Origin of the sequence: Kitasatospora sp. NPDC048545 (assembly GCF_040651155.1) — a bacterium.
Classification (GTDB): Bacteria; Actinomycetota; Actinomycetes; order Streptomycetales; family Streptomycetaceae; genus Kitasatospora.
Map to the genome: position 1 here is coordinate 18,043 of NZ_JBEZIQ010000039.1, position 14,403 is coordinate 32,445.

Consider the following 14,403-nt stretch of genomic DNA (forward strand, 5'->3'; position numbering starts at 1 on the left):
GTGTCGGGCGCCGGGCGCGCCGGTGTCGCGCGGGGCGCAATCTGCCGAATCGGCTGCCCGACGGGCAACGGTGCAAACCGGTACGGAGACCACCATTTCGAGCCGGGTCGGCGGCACGGTCCGGGAGTCGGCCACCGGTGCACCCGGACGGACGTCGGACACGGACCGCCGAGTCCCGGCGCGGTTCCTCGTGCCGTTGCGCGACCGACCGACCGCGGCCGGGTCGGCCCGGAGCGCCCGGCTCCGGGCCGACCCGGCCCAGCGCCCCGTCCGGAACCGACGCGGCCACGGCACGGCCTCCGGATCAGGGCGCCTGGGCGTCGGCCGCGGGCGGCTCGGGCTCGTCGTCGTCCTCGGCCTTGGCGCGGACGTCGCGAGGCGTGGGTGTCACGATGTTCCGCTCCTCCGCGGAGCGCTCCCGCACCTGCTCGTCATCGTGGGAAACGTCGTCCTCGTCGGGCTTGCCCATGGCAGCCTCCTTTCGTCAGGTCCAGGGTCGGTGGGTGGCACCGGAGCGGCAACACGTGCCGGCGAGCGCGCCGCCGTCCCGAGCCCACCGAGGGGCTCTCGCGCACGACGCGGGTTACGGGTTCGTCGGCAGGGCCTGACCGGGTGAGGCCACAGCCGCCCCGGCAGGTGCGCCGTACCGCCGGGAGTGTCTGCGGGCCGTGACACCGGAGGCGATGTCGTTGACCCGGATCGCAAGGCGGCGGCCCGGCCGGTCCGGTCACGGGCCGGGTCAACGTGATCCGGTTACGGCCCGCGAACCCCCGACCCCGGATTCACGTCTGGTAAAACCCGAATCCGGGTTCATACTTGTGGTATGGCCTCCGAGCACGAGCCCCGTACCGGCTGGACATTCCTGACCCAGCACGCCAGGGTCCTGCTGATGATCTCGCGCGACCCGATGGTGCGCCTGCGGGACCTCGCCCTCACGTGCGGGGTGACGGAGCGGGCGGTCCAGGCCATCGTCACCGATCTGGAGAGCGCCGGGTACCTGACGCGCTCCCGGAACGGGCGCCGCAACCACTACCGCATCACCCGCCACGCTTCCTTCCGCCACCCCGCGGAGGCCGGCTTCGAGATCGCCGACTTCCTGGAACTGTTCGCCGAACTCCCGCATGCCTCCGGCGAGGAGGACAACCGCGACAACCCGCCCCACGGTGATCACCATGAACGCGACGACGATCTGTGATCCGGTGCCCGGCCGCGTGCCGGTCGGAGCCGCCGACCTCCCTTCCTGTCGCGGGCCGCAGCCGCGGCCCGACACCCGTTGCGCGACCCGTCCCGCCCGTCACACCGGCCGACGGCATCGTGCCGCGCCCGCCCCGCGGCTACAGCTGCGGTTGCGCCGGGCACGGCGGCTCCACCACCCGGGCTCCGGGAGGTGAGACCAGTGGCCGATCACAAGGTGGGCCCGGCCGACGAGGCGGTGCCCAAGGCTGCGGGTGCCGAGCCCGTCAGGACCCCCGGCTGTTTCCCCACCCCCGCCCCTCTACGGATCACCACCACGGAGGTCCCCGGCGCCGTGATCGTGCGCTTGGAGGGTGAGATCGACCAGGACCAGCGCCGCAGGCTGGAAGAAGCCCTCGACGCCGCCGTCGCCCGTGGATGCCCCCGACTGGTCGTCGACATGTCCGCCGTGGATTTCTGTGACTCCACCGCCCTCAACGCACTGCTCGAAGCCCGTCTGACCGCGAATGCGGCCGACATCGACCTGCTGGTCGCCGGGCCGCGCCCCCAGGCGCGGCGGCTGTTCGAGATCACCGGAGCCGACGAGATCCTGAACCTGAGCACCGTACGGGCTGCCCTGGCCGGCATCCGCGAGAAGGGCGGTTGAGGCCGGCACGGGCACACCTGCGGGGCCGACGAACGATGCCGCCCCGCCAGGGCGAAGCGCGAATCCACGGCGGTCGGGGCGGGTGCTCACCGGCGGTGGGCGAGTGTCGCAGCGGCTTCGAGCACGAGGGCGTGGACGAAGGCCCAGGGCAGTTGCCGCGCAGCTGGCGCTGGGCGACGTCGAACTCCTCCGCGTACAGGCCCGGCGGACCGCAGACGGCACGGTTGCGCTCGAACCGGCGCAGCGCCTCGGACTCGTGGCCCTGCTGGTGTTCGGCCAGCGCCATGGTGAAGCCGCACAGCAGGAACGCGCCCTCGGCGTCCTCCGGGGGACGCGGGTCGTGGCGGAACCGCTGGGCGTAGTGGTCCTGGACGAGGTCGGTGCGCACCGCGTGGAGGGTAGCGGTGGTGCGCGGGTCGTCGGCGGGCAGAGCGCCGCGGACGGCGGGCATCAGCAGCGCCGCGTCCACACCCGATTCGGTCGGGGAGCGCTTCCCAGGCGGCCGCCTGCCCGTCGCCTGATCGGGGGGTCGTGGTGCAGTGCGTAGTCGCGCAGGGCGGGGCGTGGGGCGCGGGCGGGCCGACCGTGGGGTCGTGTGCGGGGTTTCTCCTCTCGTCGGTGACGAGGCGTGAATCCGTAGCCGGTTGGGCAGACGCTCCGTGATCGAGGAGGTGACCGAGATGGCCGGGATCAGGGTGGTCAAGCGCCCGGCCCCGCAGCGCCCGCGTCCTCCGCTGGACCTGCGCACCCCCTCGGGACGCCCGCTGCCGTACTGAGCGGCTGCGCCGCGGGACGCGCTCGGGTGCTCACCCGGGCGCGCGGAACCGGTCGGCGGCGTCGCGACGTGCTGTCACGCCGAGACCGGGCCGGCGGCGACCTCCGCGCTCAGTGCCTCGGCGAGCGCCGCCGTGTCCAGCTCCTCGATCGACACCGGTCAGTTCCCCCCGCTGCCGGGCAGGAACTCCTGGACCTTCGCCTTCACGCCCTGCCGGATGACCGAGCCCCGGTCGCTGTCGCCCTTGATCACCGACATCGCCGCGGCCTTGATCTGGTCCCACGTGGCGTGCGGCGGGATCGGCGGCACGGCAGGGTCGGTACGGAAGTCGATGACGAACGGCCGCTCGGCGGCGAGCGCCTGGCGCCACACGGGCTCCACGTCCTCCGGCCGCTCCACCCGTGCCCCGTACAGGCCGAACAACTGGGCGATGTCGGCGTAGCGCACGTCCGGCAGGGCCTGCGAGGGCTCGAACTGCGGGGCGCCCTGCATCGCCCGCATCTCCCAGGTGACCTGGTTCAGGTCGTGGTTGTTGAGCACCGCCACGACCAGGCGCGGGTCCTCCCACTCCTGGTAGTACTTCGCAACGGTGATCAGTTCCGCCAGCCCGTTCATCTGCATCGCGCCGTCGCCGACGATCGCGATCGCCGGGCGGTCCGGGTGCGCGAACTTCGCGCCGATCACGTACGGCACCCCCGGGCCCATGGTGGCCAGCGTCCCCGACAGAGAGCCGCGCTGGCCGCCGCGGAAACGCAGGTGGCGGGCGTACCAGTTGGCCGCCGAGCCGGAGTCCGCCGCCACGATCGCGTTGTCCGGCAACAGGGCGTCCAGGGTGTGGACGACGTACTCGGGGTTGACCGGGTCCGCCGCCACCTCGGCGCGGCGCTGCATCACCTCCCACCAGCGCGCCGCGTTGTCCTCCACCGTCTTGCGCCACGTCCCGTCCGCCCTGGGCTCCAGCAGCGGGATCAGCCGGCGCAGTGCCTCGGCGGCGTCACCGACGAGGTTGACGTCGAACGGGTAGCGAAGCCCGATCATGGACGGGTCCAGGTCGATCTGCACCGCCCGCGCCTGGCCGAACTCGGGCAGGAACTGGGTGTAGGGGAAGCTGGAGCCGATCACGAGGAGGGTGTCGCAGTCCCGCATCATCTCGTACGAGGGCCGGGTGCCGAGCAGGCCGATCGACCCGGTGACGTACGGCAGGGTGTCCGGGAGCGTGTCCTTGCCGAGCAGAGCCTTCGCCACGCCGGCGCCGAGCAGGTCGGCGACCTGCTCGACCTCGAGGCGGGCGTTCCGGGCGCCCTGGCCGATCAGCATCGCGACCTTCTCGCCGGCGTTGAACACCTCCGCGGCCCTCACCAGGTCCGCCTCGGCGGGGACGGGCGCGTACCGGGGCACGCCGAGGCTGGAGGGAACGTGCTTGAACGCGTGCGCCGGAGGCTCGTAGTCGAGTTCCTGCACGTCGGCGGGGATGATCACCGCGGTCACGGTGCGGCGGGTCGCGGCGATCCGCATGGCGCGGTCCAGCACGTTCGGCAACTGGGCGGGGACGGTGACCATCTCGCAGAACTCGGAGGCCACGTCCTTGTAGAGGGAAAGAAGGTCGACCTCCTGCTGGTAGGAGCCTCCCATGGCGGAACGGTCGGTCTGCCCGACGATCGCGACGACCGGGACGTGGTCGAGCTTGGCGTCGTACAGGCCGTTCAGCAGGTGGACCGCGCCCGGCCCGGACGTGGCGCAGCAGACGCCGGTCCGGCCCGAGAACTTCGCGTAGCCGACGGCCTGGAAGGCGGCCATCTCCTCGTGCCGGGCCTGGACGAACCGTGGCCGGTCCCCGGCACGGCCCCACGCGGCGAGCAGTCCGTTGATGCCGTCGCCGGGATAGGCGAAGACGTGCTCCACCTCCCAGTCGCGAAGCCGCTGGAGCACGTAGTCGGAAACCTTCATCGCCCATCTCCTCCACAGCGCGGTTGTGGCGCGCCCCGACCGGACCGGGGCCCGAGGATGCGGGTAACCGCTCGTGCCGACGTGAAACCAGCCCTGCTACGGGGGCTGATCAGGGCCACGTCGGGGCCGCCCGGGTCCTGGGTGGGACCACCGCAGCGGACATTCGGCCCAGACGGACTTGCCGCAAGGCCTCACGTCGGTGCCCCATCGGGAGGACAGCCGCTCCACGACGACGAGGCCGTGCCCGCCCGGTCGGTCCGCTCTCGCCGGCCGCCGCGCGGGCACCGCCGCAGCGGCGGTGTCGGTGACCTCGACCCGCACCCGGTCGGCATCCAGGTCCACGCCGATCTCGCGGGGGCCGGCGGCGTGCTGGCGGGCATTGGCGACCAGCTCGCTGACGACCAGCACGACGTCCTCCCGCACCGGGGCACCGATGCCCCACCCACGAAGGACCTCATCGACGAAGGCCCTTGCCACACTCACGGGGTACCGCTCGTCGGACAGGTCGAGACACCAGTACCGCCCCGTCGGACTGCCGTGTCGTGCCGGGCCTTCCATCGGCGTCACCCCCAGAGTCGGTGGGCCGCGTTCGCACCGGAGCGGGTGCCCACAGGCCTCAGGTCGACACGCGGACCGACCCGGAGACGACGAGGCCGGGAGCGCGGTTGGACCGATCACAAGGGGGCAGACGCAAGGACCGCCGCTACCGGAGGGAGAAGTGTGATGAGTACCGTCCAGCAGTCGATCGACGTCGATGTCCCGGCGCGGATGTGCTATGACCAGTGGACCCAGTTCGAGGACTTCCCGCAGTTCATGGAGGGCGTCGAGCAGGTCACCCAGCTCGACGACCGCCACAACCACTGGAAGACCAGGATCGCCGGCGCGAGCCGTGAGTTCGACACCGAGATCGTCGACCAACTCCCGGACGAGCGGATCGCCTGGCGCACGCTGGAGGGCGACTCCTCCCAGCGCGGCGTCGTGACGTTCGTCCGCCTCGACGACAGCCACACCCGGGTCCGTCTCGTGATGGAGTTCGAGCCCCAGGGCATGGCCGAACACATGGGCGCCGCCCTGGGCATGATCGACCGGCGTGTCAAGGGCGACCTGGGGCGCTTCAAGGAGTTCATCGAGCACCGCAACAGCGCCAGCGGCGCCTGGAGAGGCCGCGTCACCCCCAACTGACCCCGTCTCCTCCTGGGGCCCGCACGACCCGCGCCGGCCACCCCCACCCTGGGCACGCACGCCACCGCCGACGGCGACGATCGTCACCTCGGCGGTGGCGCCCAGGGTGGGGGTGGCCCGGACTCGGATCCCCTACCACCCCTGGTCAGGGCTTCCGCTTGCCGGGCGGGTCAGCCCGGTCCGGTGAAAGCCCCGTTGTCTGCGCTCCATCGTGCACGCCGGACCCGGGCGGCCGCGGCCGACCACCCGACCGCGGCCGCCCGTCCAAGGGCGAGAAGTCCGAGGAAGTCGAGAGGTCCGGGACGTCGAGTCCACCCGGGCGAATTCGAGCGGGTGACAATGCGTCACTTCATCCACCATGATCATCTGGCGCACTGCCGAGCTCGCGGGGAAAGTCCTGCGGTCGCCGACTCCGTACCGATGTCCGTCCATCATGACACCGCGTCAGGACTGTGGACCCTGACGGCGCCCCACGAGACTCCGGGCGCGCCGGTCGTCTTCGCCGACCGGGTCCATCTCCCGCTAGACGGCCGGGTCACCGCGCTCGACTGCGCCACGGCCCGGGTGCTCCGGCAGACCCCGCACCGGGTCGAGTTCCACAGCGACTGTGTGAGCGTCGTCCCCGCAGCCGGCGAGCACCTCCTGGTGCCCAACTCCCATGCCTACATGACCGATGGCGACATGATCTCCTTTCGCTGTGCCGCCGGCGTCGCCCTGGACCGACGCGCAACCCTCGTCCGCAACCGACTCGAACGACTCCAGGACCGCCCCGACGTCCGCGACGGCTTCCTCACCGGAACCGGACTCTCCCCCGACCTACCACCCTGAAAGCCGAAGTCAGTAGCCCGTAGTAACCGAACGACGCCCCAGGCAGGCGACAAGCCGTCCGGACCGGGGATCCCGCAGCGGGACGGCAAGGGGACGACAACCTCCAGGGGCACGCGACCGCCCGCACCGGCGCGACACGATCGCGGTGCGGGCGATGATGAACGGCCCAACCGACGCACCGGGCGAGCACGCCACCCGGTACCACCAGCCTACGTCGGCGGCCACCCTAGCCAGGACGACCACGCCCCCACCCCGGTTCCGTGCCGACTCCATCGGACGCCTTCGGCACCGAGCGTGTGGCTTCCGCCCTGTAAGGAGACGTGGTGTTCACAGCGCCGAGCGGGGACCCTGCGGCCGTGAGTGGCGATCGGTGAGCACGGCGGCACTGACCGCACGGTGCCAGCCGTCGAGTGTGCGGGCCTGGACTGCGGCCCGGTCCGCGAGGCGGTCCAGCTCCCCCGCGTCGAGGCGCTGGTCGGTGTCCGCGATGGAACGCAGCGCCTGCCACACTGCGGCTTTGCCCTCGACTCCGGCACGCAGTGCTTCCAGCTCGATCAGGTCGCTGAGCGGGGCACGGCCGACGACGGTCCCGTTGGGCTTGAGCCGCCCCAGGCGTTCCCCGGCGAGACCGAGCCAGGTCCGGTAACGCCGCACCGGGACACCGAGCGTCTGCATGATCCTGACGAGGTCGTCGCGGTCCTGCTCGATTTCGCGGGCCAGACGGCGCAGGTCCTCCGCGCGACGGCTGTGCGGATGGGTCCGGGCCATGCGGTCGGCGAGAGCGCTGCCCGCGAACGCACCGGTGAGGTGGTCGTTCAGGTAGATGTTCAGGGGTTCGGCCAGTTGCTGCGGGGACACTGCGGATCCTCCGGGGTCGGGGGCCGGCAGCAGGCCCGTCATGCTGGTGGCGCATCGGACCCGAGTCGGCCGGGCGAAAGGGTTCGATCGGCCTCACCCGAAGGCGAGGAGGTCGCGCAGGCGCCGCCGGAGCGGGCGCTCCGGGGGCGGCAGCCGGTCGGCCGGGCTCGCGGTGGGACGCTGGTGACGGGGGCGGCCGGAGGCCCGTGACCCGGTCCGGCGGGACCGCGCGGCCAGCAGCCGCAACTCCTTCCCGGTGGTCACGGCCCGGACGGCCGGGAACAGCCGAGCCTCCTCCTCGCCGGCGTGCCGGGTGGCCTCCTCGGCCACACGGGCCACCAGGGGCGGTCGAAGTGCGGCGAGCTGACATGGGTGTGCCGCAGTTCCTCGAGGAGGGACTCGACGGCTCGGTGGTCCGCCAGCTCGCGTTCGACGACATCGCGGCCGTCGGCGAGCCGTTCTCGGGCGAGGGGGTAGAGATGCCTCTCCTCGACCTGGATGTGGCGGACCACCTGGTCGACGATCAGGTCGACGAGCTGCTTGCGCTGCTTGTCCCCGCTCGGGATTCCGCTGAGTTCGCTGAAGTGGACGCGCACCGACCGGTGGTCGGCGACGAGTTGCTCCAGCAGGTCCTGGTCGTGGTGCACGGGTGCCTTCCCTTCGTGTGCCCGCCGCGCAGAGCGGCGGGATCAGCCGCAGGCGGTCAGTAGTCCTCCAGCGCGGCTGCGATCCGGTGCAGCACTCCACCTCCGGTCGGCCGCCGAGGCGCCGTCTCCCGGACGACCCGCATCTGCTCGCCGATCTCCTGGAGTTCCTTGCGGCCGAGCGCGGCACGGATCTGGGGGAACCAGTCGTCCTCCTCCTCGGAGATGTGGCGATCCACGGCGTCGATCAGCACCGCGGCCTTGGCGTCGTAGCCCTCGTCGTCGGGGCTCATCCGGCTCAACTCTTCGCAGAGGAGGTCGGCGACGTGGTGCTGCTGGCGGGCTCGGTCCATGTCCGCGGCGAGGTCGGGTATCTCCCGTCGAACCCGGGGGTAGACCAGTTCCTCCTCCAGGTAGGTGTGGACGGTCAGCGCCTCGACGATCCGTCGGACCGTCTCGCCCCGGATCTTCGCGTCGCCGCTGCCGTCGCCGTCCCCGTCGGCCCGATCGCGGTACTGGCGGAACAGTCGGCGCACTTCCTTGTGGTCCTCCCTCAGCAGGACGATGGCATCGTTCGACATCGCTGCACTCCTCCTCGGTGTCTCCCCCGTCCGGCAGGGCGTGTCCCCGGCCTCCCTCCGGCCAAACTCCGCGACGGGCACGGACCGCTCCGCGGAAGTCGGGAGCCCATCGACCGTCCCGACCGATCGGTCCGGCTACCGTTTGAGAGGGCCTACGGGGGCAACCCGCAAAGGTATGGCGTACCTTGCAGAACCCGTCCCGGCCGTTCCGCCGACCGCATCGTCCCGTGGCCCCGTCGGACGGCCCGGCCCCTGGCTGTTCACCCGCCGTACGATAGACCGTCCTTCCGCCGACGGTGCGCGCGGAAGCTGTGCGACGGCCGGGCGTGCGACCGGCGCGGTGCTGTTCGAACGCGACGGCACGCTGATCCGGGACGTCTCCTGCAACGGCGATCCCGCCATGGTGCAACCCGCGGGCGGGATCCGCGCCGCGCTCGCGCTCCTGCGCGCGGCCGGAGTGGCGCTCGGCGTGGTCAGCAACCAGCCCGGCGTGGCCCGCGGCCAGATCGGGCGCGAGCAGGTCGAGGCCGTCCAGTCGAGGACCGAAGCACTGCTGGGCCCGTTCGACCTGTGGGCGGTCTGCCCGCACGGTCCGCACGACGGCTGCGGGTGCCGCATGCCCGGCGCCGTCCTGGTGGCGGAGGCCTGCCGGGCACTGGACCTGGCCCCGCCCCTCGTCACGGTGATCGCCGGCAGGAGCGCGGCGATCGAGGCCGCCTTGTCCGCCGGGGCCCACGCGATCCGCGTGCCGGAGCCGGATCTGCCGGCCGTCGGCCCCTGCCCGCCCTGCACCCTGTCCGCCTGCCGCACGGCCGAGTGTCCCGAAGCGGCAGCCGAGCTGCTGCTGACGCGCTGACTCCGGGCATGGGCGCAGCTCGTGGCCCCGCCCGTCGGGCGGCCGCCCACGGACGCATCCCGCGGGAACGCCGACCGGCTCTTCCGGCACGTCCCAGGACGGCGGGTGCCGGACCCGTCACTCGCCGAGTACAGATGTACCGAGTTCTTTCCAGGGCTCGGCCCACCGCACCCGTGTGCGTGTGTCGGTGGAGCGACGAACCGGTCCGGAGGCGCCGGGGTGTCTGCTGCGGCTCCACCGCACCGCGCAACCGGGCGCGTGTTGCCGTCGGCCGACGTCACCCCTGGCCGAACTGCCGGGGCGCGCAGCACTCAGCGGGGGAACCCGCCGAGCAGAACGGCGTCAGCGCCGAGAGCGACCCGAGCGACCGGCTTCGGCCGGCCGGTCGCTCACGGTTGGAAGAGCACCTTGACCACGCCGTCCTCCTTGCGCTGGAACATCTCGTAGGCGGTGGGTGCCTCGGTCAGCGGAAGGTGGTGGGTGGCGAAGCCGTCCACGCCGAGCGGGTCGTCGTCGGTGAGCAGCGGCAGCAGGTCGTCCGTCCACCGCAGGACGTTCGCCTGGCCCATCCGCAGCCGCAGCTGCTTGTCGAACATGGTGAGCAGCGGCAGCGGGTCGGTCATCCCGCCGTAGACGCCGGAGAGCGAAATGGTGCCGCCCCGGCGGACCATGTCCACCGCGAGGTGGAGCGCGTGCAGCCGGTCCAGGCCCACGCGGGTCATCAGCCGGGCGGCGAGGGCGTCGGGCAGCAGTGTGGTCATCCGCTGGGCAGCGGTGGCGGCGGGAGAGCCGTGGGCCTCCATGCCGACGGCATCGATCACGGCATGCGGGCCCCGGCCGCCCGTGAGTTCCCGGGCGCGATCGGTGACCCGCGAGCCGAGCCGGGCGAGATCGAGCACCTCGGCGCCGTGTTCCCGGACGCGCTCCAGCCGTTCGGGGACCAGGTCGACGCCGATCACGGTACCCGCCCCACGGTGGCGGGCGATGCGGGTGCACATGTCGCCGATCGGGCCGAGACCGAGCACCGCGACGCTGCCGCCGGGCGGCACCTCGGCGTACTCGACCGCCTGCCAGGCGGTGGGCAGCACGTCGGACAGCAGGACGTACCGGTCGTCGGGCGGTCCGTGCGGGATCACGACCGGCAGGGTGTTGCCGAACGGAACACGGAGCAACTCCGCCTGCCCTCCTGGCACTTGGCCGTAGAGCTTGGTGTAGCCGAACAGTGCCGCGCCCGTTCCGTAGGCGTGCACCTGGGTGGTCTCGCACTGGGACTGGAGGCCGTTGACGCACATGTAACAGGTGCCGCAGGAGATGTTGAACGGCACGACGACCCGGTCGCCGACGGAGACGGCATGCACCGCGCTGCCGGTCTCCCGCACCACCCCCATGGCCTCGTGGCCCAGGATGTCGCCCTCGTCGAGGAAGGCGCCGAGGACCTCGTAGAGGTGCAGGTCGGACCCGCAAAGCCCGGTGGTGGTGACCTCGACCAGGACGTCGGTGGGTTCCTTGATCACCGGGTCGGGTACGGAGTCGACGCGGACGTCTCGGCGCCCGTGCCAGGTCACGGCTTTCATGGGATCTCCCTTCGGCCGGACGGAGGTCGTGGGGGCGGCCCCGTCCGCGGTGTCGTTCAGGACGCCGTGGGTTCGTTGTGGTTGCGGCCCGCACGGCGGCCGAGGACGGTGAGCCGGTGGACCGGGCCGCCGCGGGGGTGCCGGGCCGCGGCCCGGTGGCCGGGCACGCCGTGCTCCGGGGCCGCCCCGGACGGCGGCAGCAGCCGCGCCGCCAGGCCGAGCAGCCGGTCCGTGGTGGCCGGCGCGATTCCGTGGGCGAGGACGCCCGCCTTGGCGAGCGGAGTCAGTACCAGTTCGCGTCGGCCGCTCTCCACCGCCCGGACGATCCTGCGGGCCGCCCGGCCGGCATCTGTCGACACCAACGGCAGCGACGCGGCGGTGGCGAACCAGGCGTACTCGCGCCCGACCTGCCCGGTGAACTCGGCGGAGGTGTGCGAGCCGGTGCGCATCAGTCCCGGCAGCACCGTGGTGACGCGGATGCCGTACTGCGCCAGCTCCGCGCCGAGGCCCTCGGACAGGCCGGTGAGCGCGAACTTGGCCGTGACGTAGGGCAGCAGGTGCGGCACCGGCACCCGGCCGCCGATCGAGGTGATCATGACGATGGAGCCGCTGCCACGGGCCCGCATCGAGGGCAGCAGCGCCTGGACCAGCCGCAGCGGTGCCATCGTCATCAGTTCGTGTGCCCGGCGGAAGTCCTGCTCCTGCATCGCGGCGACCGGGCCGACCTGGATCACACCGGCGTTGTTGACCAGGAGGTCCACATCGGCGCCGAAGCGGTCACGGACCGCTGCGAGCAGCAGGGCCGGGCCCTCGGGGTCCATCAGGTCACAGGCGGTCGCGGCGACCTCGCCGGGACGGCCGCGCAGCATGCGGAGCCCACGCTCCAGAGCCAGTTCGTCCCGGGCAGTGATCATCACCCGGCAGCCTCGGTCGGCGAGCTCGCCCGCGATCAGCAGGCCGAGCCCGCGCGAGGAGCCGGTGACCAGCGCCGTACGGCCGTTCAGACCCCCGTGGCGCACCGGAGCCTCGTGCACGGACGTGTCCTGGATGGGTGGCTTGTCATGCATCGGGGCGCGACCTCCTCGGTCGGGGATGCCGTCCTCCGGGCGTCTGTCCGCCGCCGGCCCGGGCAAACGGCCCGACGGTCAGGAGCCGCCCGGTCCGGCCCAGGCCAGCAGGCGTTCGCGTGGCCAGGTGGTGACCAGCCGGTCGGGGCCGAGGCCGAGCCGGGCGGCGCGGGCGTAGCCGGAGGTGAACCAGTGGAGCTGGTCGGGGGCGTGGGCGTCGGTGTCCACGGCGAACAGGCACCCCGCCCCGGCGGCCAGGCGCAGCAGTTCGTCGGGGGGATCGCGGCGCTCCGGACGGCAGTTGATCCCCACCGCCGTGCCGGCCTCGACACACGCGGCGAAGACCGCCTCGGCGTCGAACTCGGATGGCGGCCGGCCGCGCCCGGTGACGATCCGCCCGGTGCAGTGCCCGAGCACGTCGGTGCGCGGGTGGCGGACCGCCGCGAGCATCCGGGCGGTCATCGTCGCCGCGTCGGAGCGCAGCCCGGAGTACACGGAGGCCACCACGAGGTCGAGCCGGTCGAGGAGTTCCGGCTCCTGGTCGAGCGAGCCGTCCCGGAGGATGTCGCACTCGATGCCGGTCAGCAGCCGGAACGGGCCGCCGGCCGCGTTCCGGGCCGCGACCGCGTCGAGCTGTCTGCGCAGGCGTGCGGGGCTCAGGCCGCGGGCCATCGTCAGCCGGGGCGAGTGGTCGGTGAGCACGGCCCATTCGTGCCCGCCGAGGGCCTGCGCGGCCTCGGCCATCGCACCGATCGGGTGGCCGCCGTCGGACCAGTCGGAGTGCAGGTGGCAGTCGCCTCGCACGGCGGTGAGCAGCCGGCGTCCGGTCTCGGCGTCCGGCCCCGCCTTGGTCTCCAGCCGGGCGAGGTAGGCGGGGGTCGCACCGGCGGAGGCCTGGGCGATCACCTCGGAGGTGACCGGCCCCACGCCCGGCAGTCAACGGGCGTGCACGGCGTCCACCGGTCCGGGCGGCAGGGCCGCGACCGCGTCGGCGGCCGTGTGGAACGCCCGGACCCGGTAGGGCGAGGCGCCGTTCCACTCCAGGAGGAAGGCGATCCGCCGCAGCGCTTCGGTCGGGTCCATGGCCTTGTCGTCTCAGGGTGCCGTGAGGGTGGAGTGCCGCGAGTTCGTCGATCACGGTGGTCAGCCGGCCGTGGCGGTCCAAGGTGCGTCGCCGGCGGTCGGTGCCGGTGCCGTGGCGGTGCCGGTGCCGTGGCGGTGGACCCGGTCGACGCCGGCCCGTACACGGGTCGAGGCCGTCCCGCGGGAAGCCGCCCCGGGCAGCGAGCGCAGAACGTTGCCCGCTGACACCGGTCAACCGGCGCCGGGCAGCCGCACCTCCAGCTGCCCCGAAGCGACCCTGCTCTCCAGCACGGGCTGCGGCGCGGTGGCCGGACCGCTCACCACCTCGCCGTCCCGCAGCCGGAACTCGCTGCCGTGCCACGGACAGCGCAGGCAGCCGCCCGTGACGGTGCCCTCGGACAGCGGCCCCGACAGGTGGGCGCAGCGCTCGGCCAGGACGTCGCAGCGGTCGCCGTCCCGGACGACGACCACGGCGAGCTCGCCGGTCACCCGGCGGACGGGCTCTCCCTCCGGGAAGTCCTCCACCGAGCCGAGGCCGACCCAGTCGGGTGGTGCCAGCCGGGGGACGGCGGCGGCCCGGTCGGGCCCGGCGGCCTGCCGGTAGGACAGGTGCCCGCCGAGCACGCCGCCGAGCGAGACGGCGCTCAGCCCGGCCAGGCCGAGCAGTCGGCCACGGGCCCGGCGTCCCCGGCAGCGAGCCAGCAGCGACCCGCCGTACAGCAGCACGCCGGTGGTGTTGCACAGGGCGTGTACCAGGCCGGTGCGGCGGCGCGGCGGGTCGAGCCGGGCCCAGTCCACCCAGCCGGCCAGAGCGGCCGGCGCCGCCGCCAGCAGGCCGGTGGCCACCAGCGTGCCGGCCTGCCGGCGCCCACCCGGTGTGCAGTCCAGTACGGCGGCGGACATCCAGCAGCCGATCGGCAGTTGGACGAGGGCCGGGTGGAGCGGGTGGCCGAGCCACACTCCGTGCAGGGCGTCGCGGTACGGACCGAGCGGAAGGGCGTCGGCGGCTTTCGCGAGTGCCCCGGCCGGGGCGTCGAGGAAGGTCCAGTGCTCCGGCGCCTCAAGGGCGCGGCGCAGCTGTCGGGACCAGCGGTGGGTGTGCAGGGGTGAGGTGTCCATACCGGGGCGGCTAGCCAGAACCCGGTCGGCCAAACCCCGGGCCGAGGTG

16 protein-coding genes and 1 pseudogene are annotated in these 14,403 nt (G+C 73.1%); 6 read left to right on the forward strand and 11 right to left on the reverse strand.

What is annotated here, in order from left to right:
• Positions 1–304 precede the first annotated feature (304 nt).
• Positions 305–469, reverse strand: coding sequence for a hypothetical protein (locus AB0D10_RS30630; protein WP_360262198.1), 165 nt, complete (start codon positions 467–469; stop codon positions 305–307).
• 354 nt (positions 470–823) lie between these two features.
• On the opposite strand from AB0D10_RS30630, the gene AB0D10_RS30635 reads away from it, so the two are divergent.
• The 3 genes from AB0D10_RS30635 to AB0D10_RS30645 all read left to right on the forward strand — a co-directional run bounded on the left by AB0D10_RS30635 (position 824) and on the right by AB0D10_RS30645 (position 2,616).
• Complete coding sequence (locus AB0D10_RS30635) at positions 824–1,195, forward strand: helix-turn-helix domain-containing protein (protein ID WP_360262199.1); 372 nt, start codon at positions 824–826, stop codon at positions 1,193–1,195.
• 201 nt (positions 1,196–1,396) lie between these two features.
• A complete protein-coding gene (locus AB0D10_RS30640) occupies positions 1,397–1,840 on the forward strand; it encodes an STAS domain-containing protein (RefSeq protein ID WP_360262200.1) in 444 nt (147 codons plus the stop codon).
• Between the two features lie 644 nt (positions 1,841–2,484).
• The gene (locus AB0D10_RS30645; RefSeq protein ID WP_360262201.1) at positions 2,485–2,616 is read left to right on the forward strand and encodes a hypothetical protein; all 132 of its coding nucleotides are present in this window, start codon (positions 2,485–2,487) and stop codon (positions 2,614–2,616) included.
• 158 nt (positions 2,617–2,774) lie between these two features.
• Here AB0D10_RS30645 and AB0D10_RS30650 read toward each other — a convergent pair whose 3' ends face one another.
• Together AB0D10_RS30650 and AB0D10_RS30655 are read right to left on the reverse strand one after the other, a co-directional pair.
• The gene (locus AB0D10_RS30650; RefSeq protein ID WP_360262202.1) at positions 2,775–4,562 is read right to left on the reverse strand and encodes a thiamine pyrophosphate-requiring protein; all 1,788 of its coding nucleotides are present in this window, start codon (positions 4,560–4,562) and stop codon (positions 2,775–2,777) included.
• Between the two features lie 96 nt (positions 4,563–4,658).
• Positions 4,659–5,045, reverse strand: coding sequence for an ATP-binding protein (locus tag AB0D10_RS30655; protein WP_360262203.1), 387 nt, complete (start codon positions 5,043–5,045; stop codon positions 4,659–4,661).
• Between the two features lie 240 nt (positions 5,046–5,285).
• On the opposite strand from AB0D10_RS30655, the gene AB0D10_RS30660 reads away from it, so the two are divergent.
• Entirely contained in the window at positions 5,286–5,744 is a 459-nt protein-coding gene (locus AB0D10_RS30660; protein WP_360262204.1) for an SRPBCC family protein, read from the forward strand.
• Positions 5,745–6,164: 420 nt separating this feature from the next.
• Positions 6,165–6,572, forward strand: a complete 408-nt coding sequence (locus AB0D10_RS30665) for a hypothetical protein (RefSeq protein WP_360262205.1) — start codon at positions 6,165–6,167, stop codon at positions 6,570–6,572.
• 327 nt (positions 6,573–6,899) lie between these two features.
• On the opposite strand, the gene AB0D10_RS30670 is transcribed toward AB0D10_RS30665, so the two are convergent.
• From AB0D10_RS30670 to AB0D10_RS30685, 4 genes are all read right to left on the reverse strand, one after another.
• Positions 6,900–7,430, reverse strand: a complete 531-nt coding sequence (locus AB0D10_RS30670) for a hypothetical protein (protein ID WP_360262206.1) — start codon at positions 7,428–7,430, stop codon at positions 6,900–6,902.
• A 93-nt stretch (positions 7,431–7,523) separates the two neighbouring features.
• Positions 7,524–7,694, reverse strand: coding sequence for a hypothetical protein (locus tag AB0D10_RS30675; protein WP_360262207.1), 171 nt, complete (start codon positions 7,692–7,694; stop codon positions 7,524–7,526).
• Positions 7,691–8,077, reverse strand: a complete 387-nt coding sequence (locus AB0D10_RS30680; protein ID WP_360262208.1) for a hemerythrin domain-containing protein — start codon at positions 8,075–8,077, stop codon at positions 7,691–7,693. Before AB0D10_RS30680 ends, AB0D10_RS30675 begins: the two co-directional genes overlap by 4 nt.
• A gap of 56 nt (positions 8,078–8,133) precedes the next feature.
• Positions 8,134–8,655, reverse strand: coding sequence for a hemerythrin domain-containing protein (locus AB0D10_RS30685; RefSeq protein ID WP_360262209.1), 522 nt, complete (start codon positions 8,653–8,655; stop codon positions 8,134–8,136).
• Positions 8,656–8,995: 340 nt separating this feature from the next.
• Here AB0D10_RS30685 and AB0D10_RS30690 point away from each other — a divergent pair, with 340 nt between their 5' ends.
• Positions 8,996–9,511: an HAD-IIIA family hydrolase gene (locus AB0D10_RS30690; RefSeq protein ID WP_360262210.1), complete on the forward strand. Its 516-nt coding sequence runs from the start codon at positions 8,996–8,998 to the stop codon at positions 9,509–9,511.
• 389 nt (positions 9,512–9,900) lie between these two features.
• On the opposite strand, the gene AB0D10_RS30695 is transcribed toward AB0D10_RS30690, so the two are convergent.
• From AB0D10_RS30695 to AB0D10_RS30710, 4 genes and pseudogenes are all read right to left on the reverse strand, one after another.
• Positions 9,901–11,085, reverse strand: coding sequence for an alcohol dehydrogenase catalytic domain-containing protein (locus AB0D10_RS30695; protein WP_360262211.1), 1,185 nt, complete (start codon positions 11,083–11,085; stop codon positions 9,901–9,903).
• Between the two features lie 56 nt (positions 11,086–11,141).
• Entirely contained in the window at positions 11,142–12,152 is a 1,011-nt protein-coding gene (locus tag AB0D10_RS30700) for an SDR family NAD(P)-dependent oxidoreductase (RefSeq protein ID WP_360262212.1), read from the reverse strand.
• A 78-nt stretch (positions 12,153–12,230) separates the two neighbouring features.
• A pseudogene (locus AB0D10_RS30705) lies at positions 12,231–13,235 on the reverse strand (PHP domain-containing protein).
• A gap of 231 nt (positions 13,236–13,466) precedes the next feature.
• Entirely contained in the window at positions 13,467–14,354 is an 888-nt protein-coding gene (locus AB0D10_RS30710) for a Rieske (2Fe-2S) protein (protein WP_360262213.1), read from the reverse strand.
• Positions 14,355–14,403: the final 49 nt, after the last annotated feature.

Excerpts from the sequence above, each read along its gene's own strand:
- AB0D10_RS30630 (WP_360262198.1), bottom strand. The coding sequence starts at position 469 with ATGGGCAAGCCCGACGAGGACGACGTTTCCCACGATGACGAGCAGGTG.
- AB0D10_RS30635 (WP_360262199.1), top strand. The coding sequence starts at position 824 with ATGGCCTCCGAGCACGAGCCCCGTACCGGCTGGACATTCCTGACCCAG.
- AB0D10_RS30650 (WP_360262202.1), bottom strand. The coding sequence starts at position 4,562 with ATGAAGGTTTCCGACTACGTGCTCCAGCGGCTTCGCGACTGGGAGGTG.
- AB0D10_RS30660 (WP_360262204.1), top strand. The coding sequence starts at position 5,286 with ATGAGTACCGTCCAGCAGTCGATCGACGTCGATGTCCCGGCGCGGATG.
- AB0D10_RS30665 (WP_360262205.1), top strand. The coding sequence starts at position 6,165 with ATGTCCGTCCATCATGACACCGCGTCAGGACTGTGGACCCTGACGGCG.
- AB0D10_RS30685 (WP_360262209.1), bottom strand. The coding sequence starts at position 8,655 with ATGTCGAACGATGCCATCGTCCTGCTGAGGGAGGACCACAAGGAAGTG.
- AB0D10_RS30695 (WP_360262211.1), bottom strand. The coding sequence starts at position 11,085 with ATGAAAGCCGTGACCTGGCACGGGCGCCGAGACGTCCGCGTCGACTCC.
- AB0D10_RS30700 (WP_360262212.1), bottom strand. The coding sequence starts at position 12,152 with ATGCATGACAAGCCACCCATCCAGGACACGTCCGTGCACGAGGCTCCG.
- AB0D10_RS30710 (WP_360262213.1), bottom strand. The coding sequence starts at position 14,354 with ATGGACACCTCACCCCTGCACACCCACCGCTGGTCCCGACAGCTGCGC.